This window comes from Arthrobacter sp. Hor0625 (assembly GCF_052567525.1).
Map to the genome: position 1 here is coordinate 25417 of NZ_CP199586.1, position 15311 is coordinate 40727.

Below are 15311 nucleotides of genomic sequence, written 5' to 3' on the forward strand. Positions count from 1 at the left end.
GGCCCCGCCGACACGGGGACAAGGCGACAAGAAAGCTCCCCGCAACCGGCTGGTTGCGGGGAGCTTTTTGCTGCGGCCGTTAGCGCTGGACGGCGCCGGTCCGCTCGTGGGCGGCGGCGACCGCGGCGTCGCGGGCGGCGGAGGCCTCGTCAGCGGTCAGCGTCCGGTCGGCGGCGCGGAAGCGCAGGTTGAAGGCGAGCGACTTCTTGCCCTCCTCGATGCCCTTGCCGGCGTACACGTCGAACAGGGAGACGTCCTCGAGCAGTTCGCCCGCGCCCTCGCGCAGCGCGGCCAGCACCTCGTCGGCCGGGACGTCGGCCGCCACCACGAGGGCGACGTCCTGGGTGGCCACCGGGTAGCCGGAAATCGGCCGGGCGACGATCACGTCGGCGGCGGCCTCGAACAGCGCCTCCGCATTCAGCTCCAGCGCCACCGAGCGGGCCGGCATGTCGTGCGCGGCGAGCAGCTTCGGGTGCAATTCGCCGGCGTAGCCCACGACCTCGCCGGTGCGCAGCGACAGCTGCGCCGCCCGGCCCGGGTGGAAGGCCTGGTGCTGGCCCTGGCTGACCACGAGTTCGACGCCGAGGACGTCGCCGGCGAGCCGGGCGACGTCCAGCGCATCGGCCCAGTCCCAGGCGCGCGGGGTGTGCGTCGGCGAGGCCGGGGCATCGTGCCCGGTCAGGACCGCGGCGAGGTACAGCGGCTGGTGCGGGACGCCGTCGTAGAGTCCGTCCAGGACCTCGTCGGCGGGCCGGGCACCCAGCGGCGGGATCGAGCCGGTACCGAGTGTGTCCCCGGGCAGGAAGACCAGGCCGGCCTCGAACAGGGCCAGGTCGCGGAAACCCCGGGAATGGTTGCGCTTGGCGACCTCGATCAGGCCCGGCAGGATGGACGTCCGCAGGTAGCCGTGCTCTTCGCTGATCGGGTTCGCCAGCTTCAGCGCCTTCCGCTCCGCGCCGGCCTCAGGCACCCCGAAGGTATCGTTGGCGGCCTTGGAGACGAACGGGTATGCCAGCACCTCGGTCAGGCCCGCGTCCGCCAGGGCCTGGACGAGCCGGCGGCGCTGCTGCTGGACGCGGGTCAGGCCGCGGCCCGGAGGGGCGACCGGCAAGGTGGCGGGGATCTTGTCGTACCCGACCAGCCGGGCGATTTCCTCGGAGAGGTCTTCCTTGGTTTCGAGGTCGGTGCGCCAGCTCGGAGCGGTGACGGCGTAGCCGCCCTCGTTCCGGGCCACCTCGGCGCCCAGGTCCTGCAGCGAGGTGAGGATCTGTTCCTCGGTGAAGTCGATGCCGATCCGCTTCGCGGCGAAGGCGGCGGGGAGCTGGACGGTGACCGGTTCCACGGGCGTGCCGACGTCGGTGCCCTCCGCGGCAGCGGTGCCTCCGGCGAGTTCGACCAGGAGGTCCACGGCGCGCTGGGCGGCGATGTGGGCCACATGCCAGTCCACGCCGCGTTCGAAGCGCTTGGAGGCCTCGGACGGGAGCTTGTGGCGGCGGCGGGAGCGGGCAATCGAGACTTCCTCAAAGTGCGCCGCCTCGATCAGGATGGTCGATGTCGTGTCGCTGACCTCCGTCGCGGCGCCGCCCATCACGCCGGCGACGCCGATCGGGCCGGAGCCGTCGGTGATCAGCAGGTCCTCGGCGTCGAGCGTGCGTTCTTTGCCGTCCAGGGTCTTCAGCTTCTCGCCGGCGACGGCGCGGCGGACCACGATCTCGCCGGAGAGCTTGTCCTGGTCGTAGAAGTGCAGCGGCTGGCCGAGCTCGAGCATGACGTAGTTGGAGATGTCGACCGGCAGCGAGATGGAGCGGATGCCGGCGAGCCGGAGCCGGGAGGCCATCCACGGCGGGGTGGGCTTGGTGGCGTCCACGCCGCGGACGGTGCGGGCGACGAAGCGGTCACAGCCGGGCTTGCCGTAGATCGGGGCGTCGTCGTTGAGCTTGACCGGGTAACCGCCGGAGAGGTCGGCGGGAGCCTGCACCTGCGAGGCCGGGTCGGTGAAGGCGGTGCCGGTGGCGTGCGCGTATTCGCGGGCCACGCCGCGGATCGAGAACGCGTAGCCCCGGTCCGGGGTGACGTTGATTTCCGCGGCCTGGTCGTACAGGCCCAGCAGCTCCATGGCGTCGCTGCCGACCTCCGGGTCCAGCCCGATGCGGGAGAGCACCAGGATGCCGTCGTGGTCCTCGCCGATGCCAAGTTCACGCACGGAGGCGATCATGCCGGCGGACAGGTGGCCGTAGGTCTTGCGCGCCGAGATGCGGAAGTCGCCGGGCAGCACGGCACCGGGAAGGGTGACCACCACCTTGTCGCCCTCCACGAAGTTGTGCGCACCGCAGACGATGCCCTGCACGCCGGAGGGGTCGATGCCGTCGTTTGCCAGGGTCTGCTGCTGGCCTTCGGGGACGACCCGGACCTGGCACCAGTTGATGGTCTTGCCGTTGCTCTGCGGTTCCTTGACCAGGCTCAGGACCTGGCCCACCACGATCGGGCCCTGCAGGGCCTCGGTCGGGCGGTGCACCGCTTCTTCTTCGAACCCGACTTTGACCAGGTCCGCCATGACGTCTTCGGCCGTGGCGCCGGCCGGTACGGCGGCGAATTCACGCAGCCAGGAAAGGGGGATACGCACTGTTAGATCTCCATCCCGAAGTGCTCGCTGAAACGTACATCGCCTTCGATCATGTCGCGCATGTCGCCGACCTCGTTGCGGAACATGAGGGTCCGCTCGATGCCCATGCCGAAGGCAAAACCTGAATAGACGTCCGGGTCGATGCCGGCCGCGCGGAGCACGTTCGGGTTGACCATGCCGCAGCCGCCCCACTCGATCCAGCGCGGGCCGCCCTTGGCACCGGGGTGCCAGATGTCCAGCTCCGCCGACGGCTCGGTGAACGGGAAGTAGTTCGGACGCAACCGGATCTGGGCCTCATCGCCGAACATCTGGCGGGCGAAGTGCTCCAGGGTGCCGCGGAGGTCGGCCATGGACAGGTTCTTGTCGATGGCGAGGCCCTCGAACTGGTGGAAGACCGGCGTATGGGTGGCGTCCAGCTCGTCGGTGCGGAAGACCCTGCCGGGGCACAGCACGTAGATCGGGACCTCGCGCTCGAGCATGGAACGGACCTGCACCGGGGAGGTGTGCGTGCGCATCAGCAGGTGGGCCTCGGGCGGCTCGACGAAGAAGGTGTCCTGCATTTCCCGGGCCGGGTGGTCCGGCTTGAAGTTCAGCGCGTCGAAGTTGAACCATTCCGATTCGACCTCGGGGCCTTCGGCGATCTCCCAGCCCATGCCGACGAAGATGTCCGCGACGCGGTCCTGCAGCGTGGACAGCGGGTGGCGGGCACCGGCACGACGGCGGCGGGGGGCGGCCGTGACGTCGACCGTCTCCTCGACCAGGATGCGGGCGTCGTTCTCGGCTTCAAGCTCGGCGGTGCGGTCCGCGAGCGCCTTGTTGACGCGTCCGCGGGAGGCTCCCATGAGCTTGCCGGCGGCGGCCTTCTGATCCTTGGGCAGGGCGCCGATTTCACGGTTGGCCAGGCTCAGCGCGGATTTCTCCCCGGTGTGGGCCAGGCGCACGGCTTTGAGTTCGTCGAGGGTCGACGCGGCGGCAATGGCGGCGACGGCCTGATCCACGGCGGCGGTGATGGCGGCTTCATCCAAGGGGTTCGGGGCGGCGCCCGGCAAAGTTTCAGTCATCTACTGTTCTTAGCTACGAGTCGGGTCATGCCAACGGCACACGATCTTCACCAGGAGCAGGGACCGGTGCGTTGACAAAGGGCAGGGCTCGCCGCAATCGTTCCGGCGGGCGCTCCCCCTCAGTCTAGTTGACGGCACTGAGGTGCCCGAACGTGACGGGCGGCCCGATGCAATGGCTCAAGGCACGGTGATGAGGCAGAGATTAGGCTGAACAAAGGGAAGCAGACTCACGTCCGACGGTGCGTCGCCGTCGAGTAACTGTTGCACGAGCCCGAGGTGGGCCGAGCAGACAACCTGCGGGTGCCGCCTCGCGGCATCGCGGAACGGGCACCCCCGCAACTGGATGACATCGCCGTCTGGCTCCGGGTCGAAACCGAGGCTGCCAAGGACCTCAAGGAGCCCTTTCCGCCGATCGACAGTGTCGGCGTGGTCCGGCACCAGTCCGCGCGCCCAGGAACGGCCGGCGCTGACGGCGCGGCTACGGCCCTGGTCCACGTCGCTGTGTGCGAGCGCTCCGGCGAGCACCTCGATCAACTGCTCCCGCGAATCCTCGTCACGCTCGGTCCCGAGGCAGGCCGAATACAACACACGCGGGCGGCCGCGGCGCCGGTCCCCGCCGGATTCGCGCCGGACAAGGCGCACCTCCTCGAGGTGGTCCAAGTGGAACCGGACCGTGGAAACATGCAGTTCCAGTACGCCGGCGATGGCCTGCGCATCCAAGGGTTCGGGCGATCCGGTCAGGGCATCGAGGACACGCCGCCGTGTGTGCGATGCCAACGCCGCGTGGTAGGTCTCGTTTCTCAGGGCACCGCCCGGCACTGAACGCAAGGGGTGTGGCGTCTCTTCAGATCCCGGTGGCATCGGCCGATTCCTCCTCGTGGGCCCAGCGCGGCTTCAAGGTCTCGAAATCGCTGCCGGAACGGCCCTGAACCCGCCGGTGAATGGACCCGGCGATGCGCCGGGCCTGGACCTTGGCCAGATCAGCTTTCTCACCGGCGAAGTGCTCGTCGACGTTCGCAATCCACAAGGTGAGCCACCGCTCGAAGTATTCCTGCTGCAACGGGAACCGGGCGTTCAGCACCAGATGCTTCTGAAGGGCGTTGCGCCGGTAGAGGCCGGCGCGGAACAGCACGGTCTCCCAGAAGTCGCACATGATCGGCAGATGATGATCGAGATCCATCCTGGCGATATCGGTGAAGATAGGTCCGATCAGCGGGTCGGCAAAGGCACGTCGGTAGAACTCCTCGACCAGCAGGGTGACATCGGACCGATCCTTCAGGTCTCCGTTCATGGGACCAGTGTAAACAAATAAAAATGATGATGTTACTTTTAAAGCACGTCGAGACCACAGGGGATGAATTATGGCTGCGGGAAACCACACACTGATCGCCGCTGACGCCGACGCCCTGCCTGCGGCACTTGCTCTGCCCGGCGGCGCAATCATCCACCTCGATGCGTATCCGCCGCATTCGGTCGAGGCATGAACGGAGCCCCCGAGCGACTCGGCTATGCTGCCGGCGTCGGCTTCATCGTGCTCGGCGGCTTGGTCGCCGCCGTCGCCGGCCCCTTGCACTTCGACCGCGGCAGCTGGCTTGCCGCCTACCTGGTGCTTGTCTGCGGCGTGGCCCAATGCGCTATCAGCAGCCAAAGCCGGATCCTCGGTGCGGCACCGCTTCCACCGGCACAGCGGTGGGCGCTGTTCGGCTGCTGGAACACCGGCAACGCTTTGGTGATCGTCGGAGCGCTCGTTTCCATCCCGCTCATCACAGATGCCGGCGGCCTCCTCCTGGTCGCGGGGCTGGCACTCGCCGGCGCCGGCACCCGCCATTCCCAACGGCTTATGATGGCCCTGCTCCTTCGGGCCTTCTACCTTGTATTGGTCGTAAGTGTCCCCGTCGGACTGGTGCTGAGCCATCTTCGCGCCGCACACACCTGAGATTTCGACCAGCGCGGAGATTAGCGACTTCGTCCATGGGGAACTTTCACCCCCGTAAGCCGGGTCGGGCCAGGGCGGCCCCGCTCCGTGTCCCGCGCGCGGCTGCCCGGCTAGCATGGCCTCATGACTCCCGGACAGCGGCTGCGGCAGCTCGCCAACGTGGTGAATGCAACGACCCCGCTGGGGCTGTTGCTGGCCGCCTGCGCCCGGACCCGGATCCGCCGCGGACCGCGCGGGCTGATCCTTGCCACCGGCTACCGGTGGCGCCTGCCGTTCGCGGCGGCGTTCACGGTCGGCAACGTGGTCCTGTACCGGTCGGCCCCGGAACAGGTCCTGGCCAACCCGGTCCTGCTGGGGCACGAGGAGCGGCACAGCAGCCAGTACGCCTGGTGCCTGGGCCTGCCGTTCCTGCCGCTGTACCTGCTGGCTGCCGCCTGGTCCTTCTGGCGGACCGGAAACCCCGGCACGGCCAATGTCTTCGAGCGGCACGCCGGACTCCTGGCCGGCGGCTATCCCCTGCCCCGGCCCGCTGCCCGGAAAACCCGCACGAACACCAACAGCCCGGGTCCCGGGCGGAACGAGGCATGACATGACGGACAATCCCAGGACCATCTCGGTCACCGGCTCCGGCAGCGCCGAGGCCGCACCGGACCTCATGACGCTCGCCATCGGGGTGGAATGCCGGCGCGACCGCGTCGCGGAGGCGTTCGAGGGCGCCGGCCGCGCTGCCTCCGCCGTCACGGCCGTGCTCCGCGGCCACGGCGTGCCGGATGCGGACATCACCACGTCCGGATTGAACGTCCGGGCGGAAGTCGGCTGGCAGGAGGGCCGAGGGCAGGTCGTCTCCGGCTACCTGGCCTCCACTACCTTCAGCGTCCGGCTGCACGATCCGGCGGCGTCCTCCGCGCTGGTGGCCGCCGCGGTGGAGGCCGGCGGGGACGACGTGCGCCTCAACGGCCTGGAGTTGGGCTTCGCGGATCCTGCCGCGGTCCAGGCCCGGGCCCGCGAGGCGGCGTGGGCGGACGCGCGCACCAACGCCGAACATTTCGCCGCCCTGGCCGGCGCCCGGCTGGGCCGGGTCGCTTCCGTCTCGATGCATCCGGGGCCCGGGGCTCCGGTCCCGCTGGCCGGGATGCAGCGGACCGTCGCGTCCGCGGTACTGCCCGTCGAGGCCGGCGCGGCAATGGTCAGCGCGGCCGTGGACGTGGTCTGGGAACTGCTGGACTGACCCTGACTATCCAGGGCCCCGCGGGGTCGTTGGTTCCGGGTCGGCCCCTAGTGGGTGGCGCCCGCGGCGAGCTTGAGGTCCGCCGTCGTCGCCAGCGCGGTCCGGACGACGACGGCGAGCGCCTGCGTCATCTGTTCCAGTGGCAGCGAGGCGAGGGTGCTTCCCGCCGGAACCTGCTCCGGCCCGAACGGGACGTGGACAAACCCGCCGCGTACCGCCGGGGTCGACCCCAGTGCGTGCATCAGGCCGTAGAAGACGTGGTTGCAGACGTAGGTTCCGGCGCTCTGGGACACCTCGGCGGGAATCCCTGCCGCGCCCAGCTCCGCCAGGGCAGCCTTCACGGGAAGGGTGCTGAAGTAGGCCGTCGGGCCGCCGGGCACCACCGGCTCATCGACCGGGGCGTTGCCCGCATTGTCCGGGATCCGCGCGTCGTCGCAATTGATGGCAACCCGCTCCAGCGAGATGCGGGACCTCCCGCCGGCCTGGCCCGCGCACACCACGAGGTCCGGGCGGTGCTCGGCCAGGGCGGCGAGCAGGGCCTCGATGGCATCGCCGAAGACGCAGGGCAGTTCGACTGCCGCGACGTCGTGGCCCTCGGCCTCGAGCAGGGCCGCCGCTCCGCGCGCCGCGGTCCAGGACGGGTTGGTGCTTTCGCCGCCGAAGGGTTCGAATCCGGTCAGGAGAATCATGGGCCCAGCCTAACAACGCGGCGTCCTGTCACCCCCGAATCCTGACAGGACGCCGCGTTGCTAGGCTGGGCCGTCGGACGCCCTATTTCGGCGCAGTGACGCCGAGCGCTGCCGCATTCGCATCGGCGGTCCGGCGGATCTCTTTGACCTGCGCGACCTGCGGGGCGAGCTCCTGCATGCGGGTTGTCAGGTACTTGTCGAGGACCTTATCCAGGGCTGCATGGAACCCGGTCTTGTCCCGGCAGACCGCATCGGTCATGGCGATCCTGAACTCCTCCTGGCCGCCTGCAGCCCGTCCGGCATCTTCTGCCTGCTGAGGGCTGGTGAAGGAGGCATAGGGTGTGTCTTTCATACAGGCTTCCCAGTCCTTGATGGCCTTGGCTGTGCCCGCGTCCCGGGAAGCCGCGCCGCTGGCGGGGAACAACGAGTTACCCGCCACGCCGGTGGCAAGCATGTAGTTTTCCGCGCTGCCGTAGATCTGGTTCATCGCCTCGCCCCGGCATCCACCCGAGGACGTTCGCGTCCCGCCCACCGTGGCCATTGACGCGGTGTCCGCGGGACCGGTGAGAGCGTTAGTGAAGGCCGGATCGGCGAAGAGCCGGCCCTCCGCGGACTCGGGAGCCGGCTCGTGGGGTCCACGAGGCCCGGTGCTGGCGTAGCCGCTGGCCTTGGCGTCGTCGACCGTAAGCCGCTTGAACCCGATGGCTCCGTTGAGGTCCACGGTCATCCCGGAGCTGGGCGGCGTGTAGTCGAAACCGGCCTTGGCCATGCAGAGCCGGACAGCCTCCTGCATTCCCCTTTCGGCGATCGGATCGGCTGAAGCGTAGGCCTCCGCCTGGCGGATTATCCCCGCGACGGGCTCCGGGGACGCGGTAACTAACGCGGCCGGGATCGCAGCCGCGCCGAGCGCGGCGCCGGTTCCTAGGACCAGGACGGCAGCGCCGAAGATCTTCTTTTTCATGATGGCTCCTCTTGTTTGGGCAATGCGGTTGTTTTGGCGGTTTTGGGCAATGCGGTGGCTGGCCTTCCCCGGGTAGGAAGGCCTCGGCGGGGAGGACGGTGCTGCTGCGGTGGCTAGTTAAGGACGTTGTTTTCGTAAGCGAAGGCGACGAGTTGGATTCGGTTCTTCAGCTTCAACTTCGCCAGGATGCTGCCGACGTGGGATTTCACCGTGGCTTCGCTGAGCACCAGTGAGGCCGCGATTTCGGCGTTTCCCAGCCCTTTGGCCGTCAGCAGAAAGACGTCACGCTCCCTCCCGGACAGGTCTGCCAGTGCGGCGTCGTTCCCCGCGGAAGGCGTGGTGTAGTCGCGCAGCAGTTCGTTGGTGATGGCGGGGGCGATGACTGAGTGGCCGGAGTGGACCGTCCGGATGGCCGCCAGCAGGAACTCGGGCGTCGTGTCTTTGGTGAGGAAGCCGGCGGCACCGGCCTGGATGGCCCGGACGACGGCCTCGTCATGCTGGATCGTGGTCAGGACGATGATCTTGGTAGCAGCGTTCCCGGGCAGTGCCGCGATCCTCTTTGCGGCGGTGATTCCGTCCATGACGGGCATCCGGATGTCCATCAGGAGCACGTCGGGGCCGGTAGCCTGGACAAGTTCGACGGCGGCCTCTCCATTGACGGCTTCGCCAACAAGGTCCATGTCCGACTGGCTGCGCAGGATCATCTTGAGTCCGGCACTGAACAGCGGCTGATCATCGGCAAGCGCTATGCGGATCGGTGCTTCCGTCATCGCGTTGCTCCTTCCAGGGACCCCAGGCGGGGCCCGTCAACGGCGGAACATGGCAGCTGGCCGGGACCTGCCGACGGCAGGAACGCCAGCACTTCGAACGTCTCCTGGCCCCGGACCGTTTCCACCCAGCCGCCGGCGGCCGCGGCGCGGGCCCTCATCCCTGCTATCCCGCGACCGGGTGGGTCTGTCGCCGGGGTGGCGGCCTGGCCCGTCATGAGCGACGATCTGCTCCGGAGCTCAAGCGACGCTGCGGTCCAAGTCAGGTGCAGGTGCGCGCCCTGGCTTCGGTCCCCGTGTTTGAACGCATTGGTCAGGCTTTCCTGCGCCAGACGGTAGACGGTCAGCTGCTGGGCGGCGCTCAGGTCCCACGGCTCCCCCGTCGCTTCGATCGTGACCGGCATGCCGCTGGAGCCCAGCCGGTCGGCCAGGAGTGCCAGGTCCTCGACTGTGTGTGCTGGAGGGTCGCTGAGCGCCGTGGAGAAGCCTTCGATCAGCCGGCGGGTTTCGACCAGGGCGGCCCTGGCTGATTCGGCGATTACCGTGGACGCTTCCTCGACGGCTTCCGGTTCTGCGCGGTGGATGAAGCGTATGCCGTCGGCCTGGGCCACGATGACTGTCAGTGAATGGGCCAGGACATCGTGCAGTTCCCTGGCGATTCTGTTGCGTTCCTGTTCCACGGCAAGTTCGGTGGCGGTCTCCCGGTACCGGGCTTCGGCCGCGAGCTGCGCCCTCCGGCTTCTCGATACGTTGTTCACTGCCACTCCGACGGCCCAGGCGGCAAGGTTCAGTGCGGCGAACGCTCCGAAAATCAGGAAAGCGTAGGTAAGCGTTCGTAGTGGTCCACGGCCGTACAGCTGGTTGCCGAAGATGAAGTTGATCCAGGTCTGGTCGGTGAACCAGTTGACGGTCGTGATGCCCGCAAACACGACAGCGGCAACGGGTGCTACCCACCGGTTGCGGGATTTCGACCCGATCACCACGAAGAAGACCACCACCGGAACCGCAGCGTAGCTCAGCACGCCGGAGAGAAGGACCATCGGAAAGAGCTTGAAGCTCTGCAGGAGCAGGGCCACGAAAACCAACCCCAAGGCCGCGGCCGGCAGGAGCTCAGCCACAGCAATGGCCGTGAGGAGCGCCAGCAGCAGCGCGCTGTTCTGGTCGAAACGGCGCTCCTCCAGGACAAAGAGGGTCCCCATCAACAGCACGGCGGCAGCTGGGGCGGCGAGGTGCCGCAGGGACTCGAGTGGTTTGAACATGCCTTCACCCTAAGCGGGCTCTCACAGCCCGGTGGCACAATTCGGATGAGTTCCTACCCGATGAGGAGGAAGTTCCGCCGCAGGGATGACTGACCGGCTCCCCGAAGCGGATTTCGTGCGGTTGGGCAGGACGAGGGAGCCGGCGCGGCGTCTGTGCGCTCTTTGGTCCTTGACTTAACCTCGAACATATATTCGAATGAGGACATGAGATGGGACGCGCAAGCACTGAGTCCACGCGGTGAAACCCTCCCCGCCGATCCCGCCGCGGCAGGGCCTGCTTCGCCGGCACTGCTGCCGCTGGCCGGACTGGTCCGGTCCGTCTCCACTCCCGAATTTGCCGGCGTCACCTTCCATGAGGTCACCGCCAAATCGGTGCTCAATAAGGTGGCGGCCGGTTCGCGGATGCCGTTCGAGTGGACGGTCAACCCGTACCGTGGCTGCAGCCACGCGTGCGTTTACTGCTTCGCCCGGAAGACCCACACCTATCTGGACTTCGACGCCGGGCTGGACTTCGACAGCCAGGTCGTGGTCAAGGTCAACGCCGCAGAGGTGTTGCGCAAGGAACTGGCCAAACCCTCCTGGCAGCGCCACCAGGTAGCCCTGGGCACCAACACGGATCCGTACCAGCGGGCGGAGGGCCGCTACCGTCTCATGCCGGGCATCATCGGTGCACTGGCGGACTCGGGCACGCCGTTGTCCATCCTCACCAAGGGCACGCTGCTGGCCCGGGACATCCCGCTGCTCAAGCACGCAGCCGCCCAGGTTCCGGTGGGGATCGGGATTTCGCTCGCCATGACCGACGAGCAGCTCTCCGAGGCAGTGGAGCCGGGTACCCCGGGACCGCGGGCCCGGCTCAAGCTGGTCTCCCGGCTGCGCGAGGCGGGCCTGCCCTGCGGCGTCATGGCGATGCCAATCCTGCCCTGGCTCTCCGACTCCGACGAAGCCCTCGATTCGCTGTTCGGCGCTCTCGCCGCAGCGGGCGCCACCGGGGTCACGGCCGGGGCGCTCTACCTCAAGCCGGGCACCCGGGAATGGTTCATGCAGTGGATCGCCAAGGAACATCCGCAGCTCGCCGGCAGGTACCGCCGTCTCTATGGAACCGGCTCCTACGCGTCCCAGGAATACCGGAGCTGGCTCGCGGGCAGGATCCGGTTCTTCAAGGCCCGGCACGGCTTCCTCGGTTCCGCGGGCTTCAGCCACCGGGACCTGAGCGGAGACCCCAGGGAAGAGGAGGCCCAGTACCCGGCCGGCAGCATCCCCGGTCCGGCCCTGCAGGGATCAGCGGCGGCCCCCGCCGGAAACGGCGCCGCCCAGCCAACGCTGTTCTAAGCGTCGTCCGGTCGGTGGAGCGCTCCGCCCCTGAGGTCCGGGAGGGAGGCCTATAGGGTCTTGACCGCGCCGAGGACCCTGGACAACGATTCCTTAGCGTCGCCGAAGAGCAAAGTCGTTTTGGGATCGTGCAGCAGCTCGTTTTCGATGCCGGCGAACCCGGGCCGCATCGACCGCTTGAGGAACACCACCTGACGTGCCTGGATCACTTCAAGGATCGGCATGCCGTAGATCGGCGATCCCGGCGAGGACTTCGCCGCCGGGTTGACGACGTCGTTGGCCCCCACCACGAGGGCGACGTCGGTAGTGGCGAACTCGGGATTGACCTCCTCGAGTTCGCGCAGCGCGTCGTAAGGCACGTTGGCCTCGGCGAGCAGGACGTTCATGTGCCCCGGCATCCGCCCGGCCACGGGGTGGATCGCGAAGGACACCTCGACGCCCCGGGCCATGAGGGCCGTGGCGAGCTCGGCCACCGTGTGCTGGCCCTGGGCGACGGCCAGGCCGTAACCGGGCACGATCACCACCCGCTGTGCGTAGCCCAGTTCGACGGCGATGTCCTCGGCCGAGGAGGAGCGCACGGGCCGGTCGCTGGCCGTCGTCGACCCGGCGGTGGAACCGCCCTTGAACGCGCCGAACATGATGCCGGCCACCCCTCGGCCCATCGCCGAGGCCATGACCTTGGTCAGGATGGTGCCGCTGGCCCCCACGAGCGTTCCGGCGACGAGCAGCAGGACATTTCCCAGCACAATCCCGGAGGCCGCGACGGCGAGCCCGGTGAAGGCGTTCAGGAGCGAGATCACGATCGGGACGTCTGCTCCTCCGACCGGAAGCACCAGCAGCAGGCCGGCGGCCAGTCCCAGCAGCAGCAACGCCGCGGCCCAGCCGGCGGTGCCGGCGACCACGACCAGGGCACCCGCACCAAGCGCTCCGGCCAGGGCCACCATCATCACGACCGGCATGCCGGGGAAGAGCAGCGGGCGGGTGCTGATCAGTTCCTGCAGTTTGGCGACGGTCACGGCGGAGCCGGCGAAGGAGACGGCGCCGACCAGCATCGTGAACACCACGGCCAGGCGCACCCACGGGTCCGCGCTGTGGCCCAGCTCCAGGACGGCGATCAGGGCGGCCGCGCCGCCGCCGACGCCGTTGAACAGGGCGACCAGCTGCGGCATCTGCGTCATCTGCACCCGCCGGGCGACCGGGACGGCCAGGGCGGCGCCGACGCCGATCGCGGCCAGGATCAGGGCCATGTTCTCCAGCCGGGCCGACAGGAACACGGTGGCCACGGCCACCAGGGCGCCGGCCGCCCCGATGGCATTGCCGCGCCGGGCGGTCCTGGGCGAGCTGAGGCCCTTGAGCGCCAGGATGAAGCAGACCGCCGCCACCAGGTACAGCAGCGCCGTCCAGACCGGGTCCAGGACGCTCACGGGCGCACCTCCCCCGCCGATGCTGAGCCAGTATCCGTGCCGGGGGCGCTCTGCTGACCGGGCTTGGCGGCCGGCGGCCCCGCGTCGGGAAAGGGCCGCCGGGGCCCGAACATCTCCAGCATCCGGTCGGTGACCACGAAGCCGCCGACCAGGTTCGCCGTCGCCAGCACCACCGCGAGCAGCGCCAGGGCCAGGAGCCAGGGCCCGTCGGCCTGGCCCGCGACGATGACCGCGCCGACCAGGATGATGCCGTGGATCGCGTTGGCGCCGGACATCAGCGGTGTGTGCAGTTTGCTGGTGACTTTTGAGACCACCTCGAAGCCGACGAAGACGGCGAGCACTACGACCGTAAGCAGTGTGACGGTATCCATCAGTTGCGTGCCTCCATGGTTGCTGCCGTGCCCGGATGCCGGACGGCGCCGTCGTGGGTCAGGCAGGCGCCGGCGACGATCTCGTCGTCGAAGTCCGGCACCACCTTGCCGTCCAGGGTCATCAACGCCAGCAGGTTGGCGACGTTTTTGGCGTACAGGCGGGAGGCATCGGAGGCTGCCGCGGAGGGGGCGTCCTGCAGCCCCACGAGCGTCACGGTGCCGCCCGGAACCGGGACCGGGACGTCGCGGCCCGCGACGACGCCCTCCACGTTGCCGCCCGATTCGGCGGCGAGGTCGACGACGACGGAGCCTGCGCGCATGCCGGCGACCATGTCGGCGGTGACCAGCAGCGGCGCCGTCCGGCCGGGGATGGACGCGGTGGTAATTAGGATGTCCGCGGCGGCCACGTGCGGCGCCAGCAGGGCGCGCTGCCGGGCCGCGCGGTCCTCGCCGAGTTCCCGGGCGTAGCCGCCGGCGCCCTCGGCGGGCCCGTCGAGTGCCAGGTTGATGAAAGTGCCGCCCATTGACGCGACCTCGTCGGCCGAGGCGGCGCGGATGTCGTTCGCCGACACCCGGGCGCCGAGCCGCTTGGCCGTTCCGATTGCCTGCAGCCCCGCGACGCCGGCGCCGAGCACCAGCACCCTGGCCGGCGGAATGGTGCCGGCCGCGGTCATGTAGAGGGGGAAGAACCGGGGGTAGCGCACGGCCGCTTCCAGGACGGCACGGTACCCGGCGACGAGGGACTGCGAGCTCAACGCGTCCATGGACTGGGCACGGGAGATCCGGGGCACGAGTTCGAGCGCGAAGGCTGTCACCCCGCCGGCGGCCAGGGCGGCGACGGTCGGCAGTTCCGAGGCCGGGGAAGCGAAGCCGATGGTGACGGTGCCGGGCCGGAGCGCCGCCGCGGTGTCCGGTGGCAGCGGGCGCACGTGCAGCAGGACGTCGACGGACGCCGGCGGAAGTTCGGCGGCGAGCTCCGCGCCGGCCGCCTGGTATTCGCTGTCGGGGAAACCGGCGGCGTCACCGGCGCCGCTCTCCACCATTAGGGACAGGCCAAGGCCCGTCAGTTGCCGTACTGTCTCGGGGGTGGCCGCGACCCGGCGCTCCCCCGCACGCTGTTCCCGCCTGACCCCGACCTGCACGCCCAGCTCCTCCCGGTTCGCCCCAGCGTAGCCACACCGCCCTTATTTTGGCGAGGGTTCTGCGGCGACAACTCCGAGCAGCGCTTCGACGATTGGCAGGTCGGCGGGGATCCAGGGCAGGCCCAGGACTTCCTCCGGGGTGTCCAGCGCCACCCAGCGCAGTTCGTCGTGGTCCTCGAGCGGCCGCGGCGTCCCGGCGGCGAGCTCCGCGAACCAGACCCGCATCACGGCGCGCTCGTTCAGCGGCCAGCCGGCCGGTTCCGCTGCCGCCAATTCCGGCCCCAGCCGGATCTCCACTCCCAGCTCCTCGCGCAGCTCGCGGTGCAGGGCGGCCTCGGGCGCTTCGCCGGGATCGACCTTGCCCCCGGGGAACTCCCACATGCCGGCGTACCGGGGCGGGGCTGTGCGCCGTGCCACCAGCAGGGTCCGCGGGTTGGTCAGGGAATCGACGACGGCGCCGCCGACGACGTTGATGAGTTCAGTCACGTCCACCAGTCTAGGGGCGCCCCGTCGCGCGCCGG

16 protein-coding genes are annotated in these 15311 nt (G+C 69.2%); 4 read left to right on the plus strand and 12 right to left on the minus strand.

The features are described 5' to 3' along the window. Positions 1 to 79: 79 nt before the first annotated feature. The 4 genes from pheT to ACTWLI_RS00125 all read right to left on the minus strand — a co-directional run bounded on the left by pheT (position 80) and on the right by ACTWLI_RS00125 (position 4975). The gene (gene pheT, locus ACTWLI_RS00110; RefSeq protein WP_445154719.1) at positions 80 to 2623 is read right to left on the minus strand and encodes a phenylalanine--tRNA ligase subunit beta; all 2544 of its coding nucleotides are present in this window, start codon (positions 2621 to 2623) and stop codon (positions 80 to 82) included. 2 nt (positions 2624 to 2625) lie between these two features. Continuing rightward, a complete protein-coding gene (pheS, locus tag ACTWLI_RS00115) occupies positions 2626 to 3684 on the minus strand; it encodes a phenylalanine--tRNA ligase subunit alpha (RefSeq protein ID WP_445154720.1) in 1059 nt (352 codons plus the stop codon). Between the two features lie 177 nt (positions 3685 to 3861). Beyond that, positions 3862 to 4461 (minus strand): helix-turn-helix transcriptional regulator, encoded by a 600-nt coding sequence (locus tag ACTWLI_RS00120; protein ID WP_445154721.1) that lies wholly within the window; start codon positions 4459 to 4461, stop codon positions 3862 to 3864. A gap of 67 nt (positions 4462 to 4528) precedes the next feature. After that, positions 4529 to 4975 carry a group III truncated hemoglobin gene (locus ACTWLI_RS00125; RefSeq protein ID WP_445154722.1) on the minus strand — a complete coding sequence of 149 codons (447 nt, stop codon included), beginning with the start codon at positions 4973 to 4975 and terminating at the stop codon, positions 4529 to 4531. A 189-nt stretch (positions 4976 to 5164) separates the two neighbouring features. On the opposite strand from ACTWLI_RS00125, the gene ACTWLI_RS00130 reads away from it, so the two are divergent. From ACTWLI_RS00130 to ACTWLI_RS00140, 3 genes are all read left to right on the plus strand, one after another. Beyond that, the gene (locus ACTWLI_RS00130) at positions 5165 to 5620 is read left to right on the plus strand and encodes a hypothetical protein (RefSeq protein WP_445154723.1); all 456 of its coding nucleotides are present in this window, start codon (positions 5165 to 5167) and stop codon (positions 5618 to 5620) included. 123 nt (positions 5621 to 5743) lie between these two features. After that, positions 5744 to 6208, plus strand: coding sequence for a hypothetical protein (locus ACTWLI_RS00135; RefSeq protein WP_445154724.1), 465 nt, complete (start codon positions 5744 to 5746; stop codon positions 6206 to 6208). A 1-nt stretch (position 6209) separates the two neighbouring features. Beyond that, positions 6210 to 6848: an SIMPL domain-containing protein gene (locus ACTWLI_RS00140; protein ID WP_445154725.1), complete on the plus strand. Its 639-nt coding sequence runs from the start codon at positions 6210 to 6212 to the stop codon at positions 6846 to 6848. Between the two features lie 47 nt (positions 6849 to 6895). Here ACTWLI_RS00140 and pcp read toward each other — a convergent pair whose 3' ends face one another. The 4 genes from pcp to ACTWLI_RS00160 form a co-directional block, all read right to left on the minus strand. After that, positions 6896 to 7537: a pyroglutamyl-peptidase I gene (gene pcp, locus ACTWLI_RS00145; protein ID WP_445154726.1), complete on the minus strand. Its 642-nt coding sequence runs from the start codon at positions 7535 to 7537 to the stop codon at positions 6896 to 6898. 82 nt (positions 7538 to 7619) lie between these two features. Further along, positions 7620 to 8498 carry a hypothetical protein gene (locus ACTWLI_RS00150; RefSeq protein ID WP_445154727.1) on the minus strand — a complete coding sequence of 293 codons (879 nt, stop codon included), beginning with the start codon at positions 8496 to 8498 and terminating at the stop codon, positions 7620 to 7622. Positions 8499 to 8611: 113 nt separating this feature from the next. Continuing rightward, entirely contained in the window at positions 8612 to 9268 is a 657-nt protein-coding gene (locus ACTWLI_RS00155) for a response regulator (protein ID WP_445154728.1), read from the minus strand. After that, positions 9265 to 10524 carry a sensor histidine kinase gene (locus ACTWLI_RS00160; RefSeq protein ID WP_445154729.1) on the minus strand — a complete coding sequence of 420 codons (1260 nt, stop codon included), beginning with the start codon at positions 10522 to 10524 and terminating at the stop codon, positions 9265 to 9267. The genes ACTWLI_RS00155 and ACTWLI_RS00160 overlap by 4 nt, the downstream gene beginning before the upstream one ends. A 204-nt stretch (positions 10525 to 10728) precedes the next feature. Between ACTWLI_RS00160 and ACTWLI_RS00165 the strand changes: the two genes are divergently transcribed. After that, entirely contained in the window at positions 10729 to 11853 is a 1125-nt protein-coding gene (locus ACTWLI_RS00165) for an Rv2578c family radical SAM protein (RefSeq protein WP_445154730.1), read from the plus strand. A gap of 50 nt (positions 11854 to 11903) precedes the next feature. Here the strand turns inward: ACTWLI_RS00165 and ACTWLI_RS00170 are convergent, their stop codons facing one another. From ACTWLI_RS00170 to ACTWLI_RS00185, 4 genes are read right to left on the minus strand one after another with little or no spacing between them, the layout of a single operon-like run. After that, positions 11904 to 13277 carry an NAD(P)(+) transhydrogenase (Re/Si-specific) subunit beta gene (locus tag ACTWLI_RS00170; protein WP_445154731.1) on the minus strand — a complete coding sequence of 458 codons (1374 nt, stop codon included), beginning with the start codon at positions 13275 to 13277 and terminating at the stop codon, positions 11904 to 11906. After that, entirely contained in the window at positions 13274 to 13648 is a 375-nt protein-coding gene (locus tag ACTWLI_RS00175) for an NAD(P) transhydrogenase subunit alpha (RefSeq protein ID WP_445154732.1), read from the minus strand. The genes ACTWLI_RS00170 and ACTWLI_RS00175 overlap by 4 nt, the downstream gene beginning before the upstream one ends. Then, a complete protein-coding gene (locus ACTWLI_RS00180) occupies positions 13648 to 14790 on the minus strand; it encodes a Re/Si-specific NAD(P)(+) transhydrogenase subunit alpha (RefSeq protein ID WP_445154733.1) in 1143 nt (380 codons plus the stop codon). Before ACTWLI_RS00180 ends, ACTWLI_RS00175 begins: the two co-directional genes overlap by 1 nt. 42 nt (positions 14791 to 14832) lie before the next feature. After that, a complete protein-coding gene (locus ACTWLI_RS00185) occupies positions 14833 to 15276 on the minus strand; it encodes a (deoxy)nucleoside triphosphate pyrophosphohydrolase (RefSeq protein WP_445154734.1) in 444 nt (147 codons plus the stop codon). Positions 15277 to 15311 lie beyond the last annotated feature (35 nt).